Annotated in this window: 18 protein-coding genes; 5 read left to right on the forward strand and 13 right to left on the reverse strand. The window is 69.4% G+C overall.

Going from position 1 to position 15,686, the window contains the following annotated elements; all coding sequences use genetic code 11:
• The first annotated feature begins 1 nt into the window (after position 1).
• On the forward strand, positions 2-1,777 hold the full coding sequence (locus A5691_RS02945) for a sodium:proton antiporter (RefSeq protein WP_068018731.1): 1,776 nt from the start codon (positions 2-4) through the stop codon (positions 1,775-1,777).
• A 46-nt stretch (positions 1,778-1,823) separates the two neighbouring features.
• Here A5691_RS02945 and A5691_RS02950 read toward each other — a convergent pair whose 3' ends face one another.
• From A5691_RS02950 to A5691_RS02965, 4 genes are all read right to left on the reverse strand, one after another.
• On the reverse strand, positions 1,824-3,062 hold the full coding sequence (locus A5691_RS02950) for an amidohydrolase (RefSeq protein WP_197694456.1): 1,239 nt from the start codon (positions 3,060-3,062) through the stop codon (positions 1,824-1,826).
• Positions 3,063-3,078: 16 nt separating this feature from the next.
• Complete coding sequence (locus A5691_RS02955) at positions 3,079-3,804, reverse strand: trimeric intracellular cation channel family protein (RefSeq protein ID WP_156670024.1); 726 nt, start codon at positions 3,802-3,804, stop codon at positions 3,079-3,081.
• A 123-nt stretch (positions 3,805-3,927) separates the two neighbouring features.
• Entirely contained in the window at positions 3,928-4,551 is a 624-nt protein-coding gene (locus A5691_RS02960; protein ID WP_067751720.1) for a PaaI family thioesterase, read from the reverse strand.
• A 20-nt stretch (positions 4,552-4,571) separates the two neighbouring features.
• Positions 4,572-5,465, reverse strand: a complete 894-nt coding sequence (locus tag A5691_RS02965; RefSeq protein WP_067751717.1) for an aldo/keto reductase — start codon at positions 5,463-5,465, stop codon at positions 4,572-4,574.
• A 55-nt stretch (positions 5,466-5,520) separates the two neighbouring features.
• Here A5691_RS02965 and A5691_RS02970 point away from each other — a divergent pair, with 55 nt between their 5' ends.
• The gene (locus tag A5691_RS02970; RefSeq protein ID WP_067751713.1) at positions 5,521-6,021 is read left to right on the forward strand and encodes a DUF1990 family protein; all 501 of its coding nucleotides are present in this window, start codon (positions 5,521-5,523) and stop codon (positions 6,019-6,021) included.
• Between the two features lie 137 nt (positions 6,022-6,158).
• Here the strand turns inward: A5691_RS02970 and A5691_RS02975 are convergent, their stop codons facing one another.
• The 6 genes from A5691_RS02975 to A5691_RS03000 form a co-directional block, all read right to left on the reverse strand.
• The gene (locus A5691_RS02975; RefSeq protein ID WP_067751710.1) at positions 6,159-7,100 is read right to left on the reverse strand and encodes a nitronate monooxygenase family protein; all 942 of its coding nucleotides are present in this window, start codon (positions 7,098-7,100) and stop codon (positions 6,159-6,161) included.
• Between the two features lie 4 nt (positions 7,101-7,104).
• Positions 7,105-7,449 carry a cupin domain-containing protein gene (locus A5691_RS02980; RefSeq protein ID WP_067751707.1) on the reverse strand — a complete coding sequence of 115 codons (345 nt, stop codon included), beginning with the start codon at positions 7,447-7,449 and terminating at the stop codon, positions 7,105-7,107.
• A gap of 31 nt (positions 7,450-7,480) precedes the next feature.
• Complete coding sequence (locus A5691_RS02985; protein WP_067751704.1) at positions 7,481-7,906, reverse strand: hypothetical protein; 426 nt, start codon at positions 7,904-7,906, stop codon at positions 7,481-7,483.
• Positions 7,903-8,583, reverse strand: coding sequence for a metalloregulator ArsR/SmtB family transcription factor (locus tag A5691_RS02990; protein ID WP_067890127.1), 681 nt, complete (start codon positions 8,581-8,583; stop codon positions 7,903-7,905). Before A5691_RS02990 ends, A5691_RS02985 begins: the two co-directional genes overlap by 4 nt.
• A gap of 7 nt (positions 8,584-8,590) precedes the next feature.
• Positions 8,591-8,947, reverse strand: coding sequence for a ferredoxin (gene fdxA / locus A5691_RS02995; RefSeq protein ID WP_067751698.1), 357 nt, complete (start codon positions 8,945-8,947; stop codon positions 8,591-8,593).
• Between the two features lie 228 nt (positions 8,948-9,175).
• The gene (locus tag A5691_RS03000; protein WP_067751695.1) at positions 9,176-10,336 is read right to left on the reverse strand and encodes a site-2 protease family protein; all 1,161 of its coding nucleotides are present in this window, start codon (positions 10,334-10,336) and stop codon (positions 9,176-9,178) included.
• A 261-nt stretch (positions 10,337-10,597) separates the two neighbouring features.
• Between A5691_RS03000 and A5691_RS03005 the strand changes: the two genes are divergently transcribed.
• Positions 10,598-10,813 (forward strand): hypothetical protein, encoded by a 216-nt coding sequence (locus A5691_RS03005; protein ID WP_197508501.1) that lies wholly within the window; start codon positions 10,598-10,600, stop codon positions 10,811-10,813.
• A gap of 99 nt (positions 10,814-10,912) precedes the next feature.
• Here the strand turns inward: A5691_RS03005 and A5691_RS03010 are convergent, their stop codons facing one another.
• On the reverse strand, positions 10,913-12,307 hold the full coding sequence (locus A5691_RS03010) for a wax ester/triacylglycerol synthase family O-acyltransferase (protein ID WP_067751689.1): 1,395 nt from the start codon (positions 12,305-12,307) through the stop codon (positions 10,913-10,915).
• 15 nt (positions 12,308-12,322) lie between these two features.
• The gene (locus A5691_RS03015; RefSeq protein ID WP_068018736.1) at positions 12,323-13,582 is read right to left on the reverse strand and encodes a S9 family peptidase; all 1,260 of its coding nucleotides are present in this window, start codon (positions 13,580-13,582) and stop codon (positions 12,323-12,325) included.
• 212 nt (positions 13,583-13,794) lie between these two features.
• Between A5691_RS03015 and A5691_RS03020 the strand changes: the two genes are divergently transcribed.
• Complete coding sequence (locus tag A5691_RS03020; protein WP_067751683.1) at positions 13,795-14,064, forward strand: hypothetical protein; 270 nt, start codon at positions 13,795-13,797, stop codon at positions 14,062-14,064.
• 23 nt (positions 14,065-14,087) lie between these two features.
• Here the strand turns inward: A5691_RS03020 and A5691_RS03025 are convergent, their stop codons facing one another.
• Positions 14,088-15,071, reverse strand: coding sequence for a GNAT family N-acetyltransferase (locus tag A5691_RS03025; protein ID WP_068018743.1), 984 nt, complete (start codon positions 15,069-15,071; stop codon positions 14,088-14,090).
• Positions 15,072-15,400: 329 nt separating this feature from the next.
• On the opposite strand from A5691_RS03025, the gene A5691_RS03030 reads away from it, so the two are divergent.
• Positions 15,401-15,664, forward strand: a complete 264-nt coding sequence (locus tag A5691_RS03030) for a hypothetical protein (protein WP_067751785.1) — start codon at positions 15,401-15,403, stop codon at positions 15,662-15,664.
• Positions 15,665-15,686 lie beyond the last annotated feature (22 nt).

The following is a 15,686-nucleotide window of genomic DNA, read 5'->3' on the forward strand; positions in this document are numbered from 1 at the left end:
CATGCTATCGGGGCGCCCCGCGGCCAAGCAGGGCCGTCGAGCAGTGCGGCAACGTCGCGCGGCGACGACGCCCGCAGCAAATTGTCGGCAGAATGGGACCGTGGGGGCGCAGACGGCTTTGGCATTGCTGCTCGCCGCCGTCGGCGCCATCGTGGTGATGAACTGGGTCAGCGACCGCACCGGACTCCCCAGCGCGGGCCTGCTCACCCTCGTCGGCATCGGTTACGGGTTGCTGCCCGGGCCGAATGTCGGCCTGCGGCCCGACATCGTGATGACCTGCATATTGCCGCCTTTGCTCTACAACGCGGCGCTGGAGTCGTCGCTGGTCGGGATACGCCGCAACTTGCGCACGGTCATCAGCCTGTCGGTCATCCTCGTTCTGCTGACCGCGGCATCGGTCGGCGCCGCCTTCGCCCTGCTGGTCACCGGTGCGACGCTCGCGGCGGGTGCGGTGCTGGGCGCGGCGGTGGCACCCACCGACCCCGTGGCCGCGCTCGCGGTCGCCCGCAAGGTCGGCCTGCCGCTCAACATCGTCACCCTCATCGAAGGTGAGGGGCTGCTCAACGACGCGACGGCCCTCACCACCTTGTCGGTGGCCATCACCGTGGCCAGGGGTGCGGACTTCTCGTTCCCGTTCGCGATCCGGGAGTTCGCCCTGGCCGCCGTGGGAGGCCTGGCGATCGGGCTGGTGTTCGCTTGGTGCCGCCGCCTGTTGCGGCGGTTGCCGCACGATGTGATGACGGCCAACGCGATCTCGCTGGCCACACCGTTCCTGGCCTATCTGGCGGCCGAGAAGGTGCACGCGTCGGGTGTGCTGGCGGTTGTGGTGTGCGGGTTGGTCGTCGGACACGACTCGCCCCGGTCGGAGTCCGGGGCGAGCCGGTTGCAGACCCGGGCCGTGTGGCGGTTGGCCAACTTCCTCCTCGAGGGCCTCGTTTTCCTGCTGATCGGTCAGCAGTTCCCGGCCATCCTCGACGGCCTGCGCGGCTACCCGGTGTCGACCATCGTCGTGGCGACCACGGTGACCACCGCGGCGGTGCTGCTGGTGCGGCCGCTGTGGCTGATGCTCACGCAGTCACTGCCCCGGTCACTGCACACCAGGCTCGGGAACGTCACGGGGACCGCCGACGATGACGACGACCATGACGAGCCGGCCCAAGCCCCTCCCCGGCGCGACCGCAACGCCGAGAGACTCAGTGGCCGTGAGATTTTCGTACTGAGCTGGGCCGGCACCCGAGGCGTCGTCAGCCTCGCCGCGATCTTCGCCGTGCCCTTCGCGACCGACAGCGGCGCACGGTTTCCCGTCCGGGATCTGTTGCTGTTCTGCACGTTGGTGGTCGTGCTGGTGACGCTGATCGGGCAGGGCAGCACTTTCGGGCCGGTCGTGCGTGCCCTCGGCGTTCACGCGAAGGCCGTGGACGAAGTGCGCCTGCGTAATCGGGCGCGCACGGCCGCCGTCCGCGCCGCCCTCGAGACCCTCGACGAGCTGGGTCACAAAAGCGAAGCGGACGCCAGGGCGATCGACGTTGTGCGAAGGCAGTTGCGTGCCCGGCTCGAGCGGTATCAACGTCGGCTCGATCTGCTGTCGGATTCCGACGACGTACCGAACTATCCCGAATACGAGGCGGCCGTCGCGATCCGGCGGGTGGCCATCGATGCCGAGCGCGACGAACTCGTGCGCTGGCGTGACGCGGGCATGCTGCCCGATCGGAGCCTTCGGGTGCTCGAACGCGAACTCGATCACGAAGAGGTGACGTTGCCGACCACCCGGCTCTGAGACCGGCGGGGCCGATGAAGATCCCAATGCGGTTGCCGCCCAACGGTTATGACGGCGCAAGCCAAACCAGCGCGGCGACCGTCAGCGCCTGGGTCCCGGTGTCGAGGGTGGGCTGGATAACCGGCGCGAACGCGGGCGAATGGTTGACCGGGATGTCCTCGCTGGCGCGACCCGCGCTCACCGCCTGGTGATAGGTGTCGGGATCGGCGCCGCCGATACCCCAATAGCAGTAGGGCGTCCCCAGCGCCGTCGGAATGTCACTGAAGTCCTCGCTCGCGGCCTGCAGCGGCAGCTCGCATGATCGCTCGCGGAAGAAATCGTCGAACGCGGCCCGCACCCGCTCGGTGACCGTGGAATCGTTGACCGTCGCCGGATAGTGATCGAAAAGCTCGAAGTCGGGATCCATCGGGGATCCGGACGCCTGGCATTCGGCGGTCACGATGCGCCGGATCGCATCCAGGACCCTGCCGCGGGTCTGCTCGCTGAAGGCGCGCAGGTTCAGCTCCAGCACGGCGTGGTCGCCGATGATGTTGCTCTTGGTTCCCGCCTCGATCCGGCCGATGGTCAGCACGGCCGAATCGGTCGGCGCGACCTCGCGGGAGACTACGGTCTGCAGCCGGATCACGATCATGGCGGCGAGCACCACCGGATCGACGGTGGCCTGGGGCATCGAGCCGTGGCCGCCGCGGCCATACACGGTGATCCGCATGCTGTCCGCGGTGGAGAGGACGGGCCCGGGTCGTGTGCCCACCCGACCGGCCGGAAAAGGCAGGACGTGCTGGGCGAGGGCGACGTCGACACGGCCGACCAGCGTTACGAGATCGTCGTCGAGCATGGCGCGGGCGCCGTCACCGACCTCCTCGGCGGGCTGGAACAAGGCGATCACGGTGCCCTTCCACTCACCGCGGGCACCGGCCAGCAGCGCGGCCGCCCCGAGCAGGCAGGTCACGTGCACGTCGTGGCCGCAGGCGTGCATCACCGATACCCGGTTGCCGTCCGCATCGGTGGCGGTGGCGTTGCTGGCATACGGGAGGCCGGTGTCTTCCTTGACGGGCAGCGCATCCATGTCGGCCCGCAACAACACGGCCGGGCCGTCGCCATTGCGCAGAATCCCGACGACGCCGGTGCCGCCGATGCCGTCGTGCACGTCGTAGCCGAAGCCACCCAGCCGCCGGGCCACGGCCGCAGCGGTCTCGCGTTCCTGGTGTGACAGCTCCGGGTGTTGGTGCAGATTGCGGTAGAACTCCTCCTGCCAGGCACGGGCGTCACGCAGCCCCGCGAGCACCCGCGTGAACACCGAGTTAGCGGCTGTCCCCATCGTTGAGGCCCTCCTCCGTCTGGTGGTCCCGGGGCGCCGGCGGGCGGGAGCGCCGCCGCGAGAAAAGCGTCGGCGGCGACCAGGCACCCACGGCGGGCAACATCCAGCCACGCCACTGAGCAAGCCAGCACAGCACCGTCCCGGTCAGTGTGCCCACCAACAGCCCGGGGGTTGGGTGGTCGCGGTAGTTGAAGAGCACGAGCACGCCGCTCGCCGCGAGGGCGCAGGTGGCGTACAGGGTGTTTCCGCCGAAGATCCCCGGGACGCGACGCATCACGATGTCCCGCGTCGCTCCGCCGCCGACCGCGGAGATCGTGCCCAGCAGCAGCGCCGCCAGCCAGCCGAGCCCCACGGCCAGCGTCTTGTGCGCACCGGTTGCCGCCCAACATCCCAATGCCAGCGCGTCCACGATCGGCCATACCCAGTTCCACACCCGGCCCTCGACCCGGAAGGCGAACGCGAACGCCGCCCCGGCGAGGGCGGTCAGCAGATAGGCGTAGTCGGTGAGCGCGACCGGGGTGCCACGCTGCAGCAGAGTGTCGCGGAGCATGCCACCCCCCAGACCCGACAACACGGCGAGGGCCGCGAACCCGACGGGGTCCAGCTTCTCCTTCCGCGCGATCACGCCGGCCAGCAGGGCGTTGCCGAACACCCCGGTCAGGTCGACCGCACGGAACAGGTCCGCCATTGTCAGGCCGGCGGGCGTCACACCGAAACCCCTTTCCCCGGCCGGGCCGGGTATCCGCGCAGACCGGGCCGACGCGCCTGGGCGCACGACCACCGGGTCTCACCGAAATTGCTGCGGTGCAACGGTGTTCGATGCAACATCGCGCTAGGGTTGGCCGGGTTTGAGCCGCACGAACAGGGCGTCGGCTTCGGTCAGCAGCGTGTCGCCGTCGGTCAGCCGGCCGGAGACGAAGATCTTGCGCCCGTCCACCCGGTCGACGCCGGCGTCAAACTGCAGCTCCTTTTCGATGGGCACGATGTTGCGGTAGTCGATCTTGAGGTAGGCCGTGCGCTGGCGCCGGCTCCCGGTGAGCAGAACCGCCGTCAGGCCGAGGACGGTGTCGAACAGCATGCCGAGCGAACCGCCGTGCACCGCGCCGTTGCGCCCCAGATGGAACCGGGCGAAACGCGCCCAGCCGTGCACGCGGCCGTCGTCACCCCTGCGGGCGGACATGGGAACCGTCAGGACGTTGCCGCGCATCGGCAGGTCCATGCGGCGGCCCGAGGGCGCCGCCCACTCGTCGGCGTCGTACGGGGCGAGCAACTCCGAGAGCTTCTCCAGCTGGTTCGCCGCCTCGGTGATCACCTGGTCGGGGGCGTCGACGGCGCGAGCGTGGTCCTGCAGCTTGCGCACGGCCTCGATGAACCGGCCGTAGTCGGGACCGCCCTTGGTCGTCGGTTCGGGCGGGTTGAACCCGCCGCCAGAGTGCCTGGCCTGTCCGCTACTCACCCGGACACCGTATCCGGTGGTCAGACGGTGTTCTGACCTCCGGCGGTCGACAGCGCCTCGAACTCGTCGTCGCTCAGCTCGATCTGGGCGGCGGCGACGTTCTCCTCCAGGTGCGCCACCTTGGACGTGCCCGGGATCGGCAGCATCACTGGCGACCGTTTCAGCAGCCAGGCCAGCGCCAGTTGGGACGCGCTCGCGTGGTGCTCGCCGGCGATGCGTTGCAGCGGGCCGTCGGGGGCGGCCAGCGGCCCGGCCGCCAGCGGGAACCACGGGATGAAGCCGATGCCCTGGCTGGTCGCGGCGTCCAGCAGCGGTTCGGCCCCGCGGGCGGACAGGTTGTACATGTTCTGCACCGAGACGATCTCGGTGATCCGCTGGGCCTCGGTGAGCTGATCGACGTTGACCTCGGACAGGCCGATGTGGCGGATCTTGCCCTCGTTCTTCAGCGCCAGCAGCTCGCCCACCTGGTCGGCCAGCGGGAAGTCACGGTCGATGCGGTGCAGCTGGAACAGGTCGATCGTGTCGACGCCCAGGCGGCGCAGGCTCATCTCGCATTCCTGGCGCAGATAGCTCGGGTTGCCCAGTGGGATCCAGACGTCGGGGCCGGTGCGCAGCAGACCCGCCTTGGTCGCGATGACCAAGCCGTCGTAGGGATGCAGCGCCTCGCGAATGATCTCCTCGGCGATGTACGGGCCATACGAGTCGGCGGTGTCGATGAAGTTCACGCCGAGTTCGACGGCGCGCCGCAGCACGCGGACCGCTTCGTCGCGGTCGGCGGGCGGGCCCCAGACGCCCTTGCCGGTCAGGCGCATGGCACCGAAGCCGAGCCGGTTGATGGTCAGGTCGCCGCCGAGTGTGAACGTTCCGGACGCTTGGCTTTTTGGTGCAACGGTTTCGGAGTTTTGTGCGGTCACTTTTACGACCGTACGCCGTAAATGTGGCCCCATCTCGGCGTGGCAAGCTGGACGGGTGGACTTGGGAGCGCTCGAGGAACTGCCGTTGACCTACCCCGAGGTGGGGGCGACCGCATCCGGCAATTTGCCCGCCGGATACGGCCACCTGCACACGGAGAAGCAGATCGGCACCGGGCAGCAGCGCTTCGAACGCGCCGCCGACGCCGTCATGCGCTGGGGCATGCAGCACGGCGCCGGCCTGCGGGTGCGGGCCAGCTCTGAGGTTGCCGAGGTCGGCACGGTCGTGGTGGTGCGCATGGGTTTTCTGCCCGCGCCATGCCGGGTGGTGTACGTCATCGACGAGCCCGACATCCGCGGATTCGCCTACGGCACACTGCCCGGACATCCGGAGTCAGGCGAGGAACGGTTCGTCGTCCGGCGGGACCCCGCGACCTCCGCGGTGTTCGCGGAGGTGACGGCGTTCTCGCGGCCGGCGACCTGGTGGAGCAAGGCCGCCAGGCCCGTGGTGTCGGTGGCTCAGCGCCTCATCGCCAAACGCTATCTGCGCGGGGTCTGAGCCGGCAGCGCCGGCGTCCGCCGCCGAGTGTCACGCGAGCGTGTCTCCCGCCGCCGAGCGTCAGGCCAGCGTGGCTCCCGCCGTCGAGCCGGGGCTCCGCCCGCTTGCGGGGGACACGCCAGCGTCGCGGGTGGACGCTAGGAACCCCAGCGAGCCAGCAAACACTCTGCGCCCGAACACATTTCGTCGATCACCTCGGCCACCGACGCGTCGTCGCGGATCATCCCGACGCCCTGACCGGCGTCCACCGGGGCGACCCGGCGGTCGTCGGCGGCGATCGAGGCCTCGAGTTCGTCGCAGGCCTGCGGGTTGAGCGCGTCCTCCTTGCCGGTCCAGCGCTCGACGAAGTCGTTGGTCAACACCCGCGACGGGAACCGCGCGGGCCACGGCCGCGCCTGGGCGACGTCGAAGGCCCGGGTGACCGCGGTGTCGGTGGCCCGGGCCGCGATCAGCGCACGGCGGCTGCCGTCACCGGAGAGCGCCTCCGGACACGCGGCCAGGCGGGTGCCCACCCACGCCCCGCTCGCCCCGGCGGCCAGCACGGCGGCCAGGCTGCGCGCCGACGCCACGCCGCCCCCCGCGAGGACAGGCACCGAGACGGCGTCCAACACGGTGTCCAGCAACGGCAGCGTCGCCAGCGTCGTCTCACCGTGCCCGCCGCCCTCCGATCCGCGGGCCACCAGGATGTCGACGCCCGCGTCGGCCGCCTGGAGAGCGCCGAGGCCGTCGTAAACCTGTGTGGCGGTGGGGATTCCGGCGTCGTGCGCCTTCGCGACCCACGACCAGTCGGTCCCGAAACTGACCGACAGCAGGGCCGGACGCGCCGCCAGGGCATCCTCGAACAGGCCCGCCTCGGTACGCATCACCCAATCGACCAGGCCGATGCCGAACGTCCCACGCACGTGCTGCAGCTGGGTTTTCAGCAGTTCCCTCGTCGCCACGCTGCCCATGCCGACCATGCCCAGGCCGCCGGCCGCCGTGACCGCCGCGGCCAGCCGGCCCCCGGCGACCCCGCCCATCGGCGCGTTGACGATCGGTACCCGCAGCCCGAATTCCCTTGACCAGGGCGTCGAAAGCATGCGGCTAGTGAGCCGACGGCAGGGTCTTGAGCACCGTCAGCATGACCACCGAATCCTCGACCGCGCGCAGGGCGTGCCGCTCCGCCGGGATCGCGACGTAGTCGCCGGTTTTGCCTTCCCAAGCGTCATCACCGGCGGTCAGGCGCACGTGGCCCTGCAGCACCTGCAGCGTCGCCTCGCCGGGGCTGTCGTGTTCGGAAAGTTCATGCCCGCCAAGCAAAGCCAGCACAGTCTGCCGGAGCTCGTGGGTGTGGCCCCCATGGATGGTGTGGGCGGCCCGGCCGCTGTGGGTTTCCTTGGCCTCGGCCAGCTTTTCGGACGCGAGGCTGGTCAACGAAATCGATTCCATAGCTGAGTCCTTTGTGGTTGAGCGGACGCGATCACCCCGTCAGTAGCAGTATCCCCGCCGCGACAAGCGCGGCCACCTTGACCACCTCGAAGCCGACGTAGCCGTAGTGGGCCCGCGAGCGCGGCCCTTCGGACCCGGCGAGCACGCTGTCGGAGCGGCGCGTCAAACGGGGGCGCACGGCGATCAGCTGCAGGGCAAGCGCTCCCACCGCGACGAAAGCCGCCGCGGCGACACCCGCCGGCGTCGGGCCCGCGACCACGATCGCCGACAGCACAAGCGCGAAACAGACCTCGACGGTATTGAGGGCACGAAACACCAGCCGCCCGATGCCGAGCCCGACCTGCAACGTCACATTCGGTGCGCGGAACTTCAGCGGGGCCTCCAGGAACGAGATCGCCAGCACCATGCCGAGCCACACGAAGGTCACCGCGACGGCCACCGCGTGGCCGGTGCTCACTTGGCGGCCTTCTGCGGCTTCAGGTGCGCCAGGCAGAGATCGGGCTCGACGAACGCCTCGAGCCGGTCGACCGAGACGGGCGCACCCCAGGTCTCCATGGCGCCCTGCATGAGGCCGAGGTGCACCGGACAGACGACGGTCGTCCGGTTCTCGGCCAGTTCCAGGAACGGGCAGTGCCGCAGCCCGACCTGTTGCTCCCCGTCGGCCGCCCGGCGCTCGGGCGCGAAGCCGAGTTCGTCGAGCATGTTGACCAGGTGGTCGATCGCGTCGTCGGCGCTGGGGGAATTCATCGGAACCGACTGCAGGCTGGCATCGAGCTTTCTCCCCCAGGCCCGCCCCGCGGCCACCGCCTTGGCGCCGGCGTCGGGCTCACCGGCGAACGCCGTGGCAAGCACCTCGGCGAGCAGGCGATAGTGCCGCGTCCCGCCGCGGTCCATCTGGCGGACCGCACGGAACATCAACGGTGGGCGGCCCGGCCCCTTGCGGTCCAGCTCGACGTGCTCGACCTGCCCGTCGCCGACAAGGCTGTCCAGGTGGAATCGGACGGTATTGGGGTGCACGCCCAGCACGTCGGCGATAGCGGCGATGCTCATCGGGTCGGGCGACGTCCGCAGCACCCGCAGCACCTCGCGGCGGCGGCTGGCGGACTCCCCGACCGACGTGCGCGGCACATTCACGGGTCCCTCACGCTCCTTCCGCTTGGTCGGCCCTCGGGTGAGCGGCCACCAAAGGCGTGTCTACACCGAGCGGACCCAACTTGGCCGCCCCACCCGGTGACCCGAGGGGGGCGTCTCGCCCCGGCAGCGTTTCGGTGAAGAACGCTTCATTGTCGGCCAGGTGCGGTTTGAGCTCGCCAGGCAGGTCGTCTTCGTAGTAAATGGCGTCCACGGGGCACACCGGCTCGCACGCTCCGCAATCCACGCATTCGTCGGGATGAATGTAGAGCGCCCGGCCACCTTCGTAGATACAGTCAACGGGGCACTCGTCCACACAGGCGCGGTCCAACACATCGATGCACGGGTTTCCGATCACGTACGTCATGCCCGACAGTTTACACAATAGTACTTGTAAAAACGAGGCAATCGGGAGCACCGGCCGGGGCTCATTTGGAAGACCCTGTGCGACAGGCTTTCTGATGGTCAGGCCGCCGACCGTCGCTCGGCTTCCCGCGGCGGACCGCGGCGGCGACCCGGTGGCGCGCATCTGGCCGCGGGCCCGGCCCGGCGAAGGCCACCGGCGCCCATAAACCCCGATGTCGAGCGCCTTCGTTTAAATGCTCTGAGCCGAAGCGGGTTTCGCGCCTTCCGGGTGGGCGAGCCGGTAGACCTCGATGAGCCGGGCCACATCGGTCGGTGTCACGATGCCGACGACCTGGCCGGCGTCGAAAACCAGGGCGCGGCTGCGCGGGCCGGCGGGGGCCATCCGCTCCAGCAGGGTGGTCAGCGGCTCCTGCGGTGCGCCGGAGGGCACCTCCTGCAGCGGCTGCGCGATCTCCGCCACGGTGGCGGTGGCGCGCCGCTCGGGTGCGACATCACGCAACTGCCGCAAGGTGATCAGACCCGAAATGGTCCCGCTCTGGTCGACGACGGGGTACGCGGAGTGCCGGTCGCCGAGCACATAGCGCTGGACGAAATCGTCGACGGTGATCCACCCGGGAGCGGTGTGCGGGCGGGCGGTCATCGCGTCGGCGACGCGCACTCCGGCAAACATCTGCTGGGTCGCAATCCGCGTCTCCTCTTCGCGGCTGGCTGCGAAGATGAACCAGCCGATGAACGCGAGCCAGACCCCACCCACCACACCGCCGAGCAGAAATTCGGCCAGCCCCAGCCCGATCAGGATGAAGGCGACCACCCGCCCGGCGTGGGCGGCGCCGATGCTGGCGCGGACGCTGTCGCCGTGGCGGCGCCAGAGGACGGCCCGCAAAACCCGGCCACCGTCCAACGGTGCGCCGGGCAACAGATTGAACAGGCCCAGCAGCAGGTTGATGCCGGCCAACCAGGAGGCGACGCCGACCGCGATCGGCGCGGCGCCCACCTCCGGCAGGACAGCGACCAGGCCGCCGAAGACGGCGGCCAGCGCGAGGCTGGTGGCCGGCCCGGCGATCGCGATCCGGAACGCCGCCGTCGGCGTCTTCGCCTCACCGCCAAGGGTGGTGACTCCGCCGAACAGCCAGAGCGTCACGCTGCCCACGGGGACCCCCGCGCGGCGGGCGACGACGGCATGCGCGAGCTCGTGCGCCACCAGCGACGCCAACAGCACCAGCGCGCCGCACGCCCCGGCAACCCAGTAGGCGACGGGCGAATACCCTTTGACGCTGCCGGGCAGCATGCTGGCCAGGCTCCAGGTGAACAACCACAGGATCACCAGCACGCTCCAGTGGACCTTCACCGGGAAGCCGGCGATCCGCCCGATTGGGATCGCGTCGCGCACCTCGAACCTCCAAAGTCGTTGAGGGAAGCGGCCCGACTGCCGCCTCGTGTCCGAAGGTAGTGCGACGCGACTGTTACCACTAGGGCCGTTGGACCCCGGCGAACGTCGATCAAGCCGCCGGACGGCGGGGGCGGTGATGACTTTGGGCCCGATCCGCAATCTCCGCGTGACGGACTACCGGCGCCGTGTCACGTAATTTGGCATGCGGTTCCGGCTGAACAAAGGAGCATCGCGGGTATGGGTGGTATCCCACCGTTGTTGTTGACGGACTCTGACGTGGACGCCCTGGCTTGCGAGTTCCTTCAGTCGCGGTATCTCGGCCCGATCTACGCCGACTGGTCCCCCGATCGACGCCTCGACACGTTCCTGCGCCGCCGCGGCCTGTCTCGCGTAGCCGACGACGGCGACCTGTCCAACGCCGTCTTGGAGCGCATCCTGGGCCAGGTCGGTCGGGCCCCCCGGCTGGCGCGCCATTAAACTTGCGGCGCAAGCAAATCGGGACGATTCGGACCACATCGACGCTCCGCCGATTCCCGCCACGACGGTCACACCGTTGCTCCCGCTCACGTCCCGCGGTCAGCCCACCGCGAGAGCGTCCTCCAGCTCGGCCAGGCACTCCTCGGTCAGCGGGATGAAGTTCTCGATGTCGGGTACGACGTCACGACCCGCGGCGTAGCCGAATCCGACCCGGTCGGCGTACAAGCACGTCGTGATGTTGAGTGCGTGACCGTCGTAGACCGTCGACACCGGATACATCTCCTCGATTCGCGCGCCGTTCCAATACATTTCGGCCGCCGGCCCGCGGACATGCGAGATCGGCAGATTGTATCCGGTGCGGATTTTCGGCGTGAACGGGAGCAGCGGACCGATCGCCGTCGCGGCGATGCTCCCCGCGTTGGTGAGAAGTGACGCCGCCGCGCCGCGCTTGCCCACCCAGCGCTTGCCCTCGGACATCGATCGATGGATCGCATCCAGCCGGGCCAGCGGGTCGTCCAGGTTGGTGCCCAACGGGCACATCCAAAGACCAAACTTGTTGCCATGCTGGTCATCTGCCGAATCGTGCTCGTGATCGCGCACCGTGATCGGGCAGGCGGCCACCAGTGGCCGATCGGGCAGTTCCCCGTGATCGCCCAACCACCGCCGCACCACCCCGGCCGCCATCGCGGTCAGCACGTCGTTGCCGGTCACGCCGGCCGCCTGACGCACGGCGTGGATGCGCTCCTTGGCCCAACTGCCGGCGGCGACCGCGCGTTCGGGGCCGGGGCGCCCGTTGAACCGCGTGTAGGGCGCCCCGAGCGGCAACGCGGTGGTGTGCCCCACCAGGGCGTCGAGCACGGTGGCGATCTCGCCGGTGGCCACCTTGCCGATCAGCCCCGCACCCGACGCCGCCGCGCCCGTCAGCGACCGCAGCGGCGCGACCAGGCGGGACACCAGCCCGCCGGACGACGGGGGCGCGGGCTCGGGACGGCAGTCGGCGTAAAACGGTGGCATCGAGCGGCGGCTGGGATCAGCGCTCAGCGCGTCGGTGATCATCTGGAAACCCGCCACCCCGTCGGTCACGGTGTGGTGCACCTTGATGTAGAAGGCGAAGCGGCCGTCGTCGAGGCCGTCGATCAGATAGGACATCCACATCGGCCGGGTCCAGTCCAGCCGCAGGGCGTCCAGTTCCCCGATCAGCCGCCAGAATCCGTCACCGGACACCGTGCGACGCTGGCAATGTTGGCTCACGTCAACGGGATCCATGTGTCGCCACACCCACATGCCGCCGGTGTCCACACCGCGGTGCGGGTACTTGCGCAGCCTGGGATCGATCGGATCGTTGCCCGCGAGCGTCCTCCGATGCAGGTCGTCGACGTAGTCGGGCCCGGCGTCGTCGGGCGGCGACAGGATCAGCACGGCACCGACGTGCATCGGGCTGGACACCCACTCCGCGGTCATCATCGCCGCGTCCAGCGGATCCAGCGGATTCATCTCGGCCTCCGCGACTTAAGCGGGGCGGTCGCGCTCGGTCATGGCCCCATTCAGCAGGCCCGACTGTTGCAGCGCCGCCTCGACGAACCGCTGTACCGGTCGCGCGCGGAAGAATCCGGTGTGACCGCCGCGGTACCAGACGATTTCGGGTTTGCCCCAGTGCTCCCAGAGGCGGACCACCTGCTCGCGCGGGTGCACCACCTGATCGGCGACACCGGCGTAGATGAAACGCCCCGGCTTTCCGACCAGCGGTGCGAGCGACAGCGGCGACGTCATCCGCCCGATGGGCTCCGCGAGTTCGAAGGTCTGACGCCGGGGATCGTCGGGGCCCAGCCCGGAGTGCCGGCTCAGCAAGCCGACCAGGTCGGCGACCGGGACACCGAGGATCGCGCAGGTCAGACCCGCCTCGAGGCTGGCTACCAACGCGGTGATGTAGCCGCCGAGCGACAGCCCGTTCAAGCCGATCTGGGATTCCGGCTCTTGCCGGCGTATCCAGGACAGCAACCGCCGGATGTCCCACACCGCCTGCGCCGTCGCGTGCACGTCGTCGAAGATGTCCTCCCCCGGAAACACCGCCCCCTTCGGCAGGCCCCGGGCCCGGGGCCCGTGCATCGGCAGGACCGGCATGACGACGTTCAGTCCGAGTTCGGCGTGTAACCGCCAGGCCCGGAACAGCGCGAGATCCAATGCGGCCCTGCCCATTTCCGTGCCGTGTATACAGACCAGCCACGGCCGCGGTTGCGGATGGCGGAGCAACAGGGCGTACTCGCGGTTGTTCGCGGTGTAGCTCATCCACCGATCCGCGCCGGGCTCCCCCGGCCGCGGGCGGTACCCGCTGTCGAAAGACATGCGGTAGAAGGATCGCCTGCCCTTCTTGACCTCGTGCACCGTGAGGTCCGAAAGCGGCGGGGGTGCACCGAAGAATCTCTTCGGATGGTCGAGCCATCCGCGCTCGCCGTAGAACGTCAGCCCGGCGACGACCTCGTCCGTGATGCGCGCGAACTCCTCGGGGCGGCTGACCGGGCGTCGCGCCTTGAGGCCCATCAGGACGACTTCGTCGCGAAACGCCTGCGCCGCCAGGGCCAGGGTGGGCCGCGCGATCGGAAGCTCGTCGGGCGCTTGGCCGAGGTAGTCGCGCCACGACTCGGCCAGGTAGCGACCGGTGCTCGTGAACGGCTTGACGGCGCTGCTCAAGCCGACACCGGCGGGTGGGCTCAACGGCAACGCGCCCCCCGAGCGTCGGGAAACGCCGTCGTCGTCGGTCGGTACGGCCATGGTGGCAAACTAGCAGGCGCTGAAATCGGCGGGTTAGGGACTTACGGCCCGGTCGCCCCCGCGAAAGTCCTTGCCCGACAAGCCGACGTTGCGGAACCGGCCCGGGCCCTATGACCAGGCGCGAAGGGTCTTTCGTCACTCGCGCCGCTCGCCGGGCGGTCGTAACGTCGGAGCCGCCACAAGCACCTCAGACGCTCCCTAGGAGTCCGATCATGACCGAGGCACCGCAAAAGACCGAACCGCGCTGGGCCGAACTGTCCGATGACGTGCTGGAATCCGTCGAAACCGGCCGCAAGCAAGCCATCGATGCGGTCCGCAAATTCGTCGACCAGATCAGCCCCGTGCTCCCCGAGCAGTCGCGCCGCAAGACCGTCGTCGACGCCGCCCTGGACCTGGCCGACGAGTTGGTCACCGCCCGCATGGAGTTCTTCCGCAGCGTGGTCCGCAGCGCCGGCCACGCCGTGAGCAAACACGGCGAGTAGACAACCCGCCCAGGCGGGCCGCCCTAGTCGAACGCGTGGATCACCTGGCGGGCCACTTGCCGGATCTGTTGATACACAACGCGATCGAGGGGTAGATCCCGATATCGCGGGATCTCCCCCGTCGTGGTGACCACGCCCGGCTCCTCGTGCGCCCAATGCGCGTTCACCTTGTCCCCCAACGCGCGCGCGGGCGGATTGTCGGACAGCACGCGGGCGTGGAAGCGCTTGATGCCGTCGACGCGCGCCGCGACCGCGAGTGCGCCGAGGAGCAGCGTGCCTATCCCCCGACCCTGGTAGCCGTCCGCCACGGTGAGCGCGACCTCCGCCGAGGCGGGGTCGTCCTGATCCCGGACGAAGCGGGCGTCCGCCACGACCGGGCCTGCGGCGCCGTCGGTGACCACCCAAACGAAGTGGTCGACGTAGTCGACCTCGAAGAGATAGGTCAGGCGCGCATCGGTGGGCGCGCCGCCCTGGTACCGCCGGTACAGCGTCTCCCGGGAGAACGAGCCGCTGCTCTTGAACCGCTCGGCGTCACCGGGCAGGACCGGACGCAGCGAGAGCACCGCGCCGTCCTTGATCGTCACCGGGATCGGGGCGACGTATGCGGCCAGCCGCTGCCGCGCGGTGCGCAGCATGCGGTCGGCGATGACCGGCATCGCCAGCATGCGGTCGAAGGCGGCGCCGTATCCGATGTACCCGCGCACGTCCTGGACCGCCGTCACGGTTGCGGTCCTGGTGGCGTGCCGCAGCAACGCGATCTCCCCGACGATCGTCGCGGAGGACAGCTCGGTGAGCGTGACACGGCCCTTTGATCCGACGTGCCGCACCCCGATGCGGCCGGACGCGATGATCGCGAAAGACTCCGCCCGTTCCCCCTGCCGCATCAGGACCTCGCCGGCTACCGCGTGCAGGGGCTCGAGAAGGTGGGCCAACGCCTTGAGGTCCTCGGCCGGGATATCGGCGAACACGGGCAGCGCCGCGAGTTCTTCGGCGCGGACAGCCCTCACATCGGTCCACCTGTCAGCTCGGATCTCCCGCCCGAATCACACCCCGATTGCGAATCCATTGCTAAAGCGGTCATCTCGCCAATTTCGTAATTTTGCGGTCCCGGAACGGGTAACGTGGCGATGCGTCCTCCCCGATGTACGGTACGCGAGCCGCACCGCCATCGCCGGAGAAGGAAGTAGGTGACCGCTGTGACAAAAGACCCTGTCGGACTGGGACTTCGGCAGATCGGAACCGAGACCAAAGCCTTTCGGTGAACGTGCTCTTGGCCTCTACGGCCGGGCCCTCGAGGCTGGTCGGATGGATCGAGAAGGCGAACGGGGAGGGGAACATGAATACAGCGAAGTGGCGGCAGCATTGGCCACAGCGCCGGCCGGCGGCCCGTATCTATCAGCTGACCGATCGCCTCCACGAGGGACATGTTGCCCGAGTGCCCGCCCACCAGATACCCGCCACCGTGTCCGCTTGGTTGGAGGAGCTCGGTGCGCACAGCCCGCTGGTTGACGACCTCGAGCGCGCGGTTCGAGGGGAAGACTGGTCCGCGGCGCACGCCCTCGGTGAGTGCCTGTCCATCGAGATCGCCCTGGCCGACTGACCGGTCGGATCGGATGTAGCGC

It is taken from the genome of Mycobacterium sp. E183, assembly GCF_001667735.1.
Taxonomy (GTDB): domain Bacteria; phylum Actinomycetota; class Actinomycetes; order Mycobacteriales; family Mycobacteriaceae; genus Mycobacterium.

What these genes read in the sequence shown, in the direction of transcription:
- A5691_RS02945 (WP_068018731.1), top strand. Translation starts at nt 2, where the DNA reads ATGCTATCGGGGCGCCCCGCGGCCAAGCAGGGCCGTCGAGCAGTGCGG.
- A5691_RS02975 (WP_067751710.1), bottom strand. Translation starts at nt 7,100, where the DNA reads ATGCTTTCGACGCCCTGGTCAAGGGAATTCGGGCTGCGGGTACCGATC.
- A5691_RS02980 (WP_067751707.1), bottom strand. Translation starts at nt 7,449, where the DNA reads ATGGAATCGATTTCGTTGACCAGCCTCGCGTCCGAAAAGCTGGCCGAG.
- fdxA (WP_067751698.1), bottom strand. Translation starts at nt 8,947, where the DNA reads ATGACGTACGTGATCGGAAACCCGTGCATCGATGTGTTGGACCGCGCC.
- A5691_RS03010 (WP_067751689.1), bottom strand. Translation starts at nt 12,307, where the DNA reads ATGAATCCGCTGGATCCGCTGGACGCGGCGATGATGACCGCGGAGTGG.
- A5691_RS03015 (WP_068018736.1), bottom strand. Translation starts at nt 13,582, where the DNA reads ATGGCCGTACCGACCGACGACGACGGCGTTTCCCGACGCTCGGGGGGC.
- A5691_RS03020 (WP_067751683.1), top strand. Translation starts at nt 13,795, where the DNA reads ATGACCGAGGCACCGCAAAAGACCGAACCGCGCTGGGCCGAACTGTCC.
- A5691_RS03030 (WP_067751785.1), top strand. Translation starts at nt 15,401, where the DNA reads ATGAATACAGCGAAGTGGCGGCAGCATTGGCCACAGCGCCGGCCGGCG.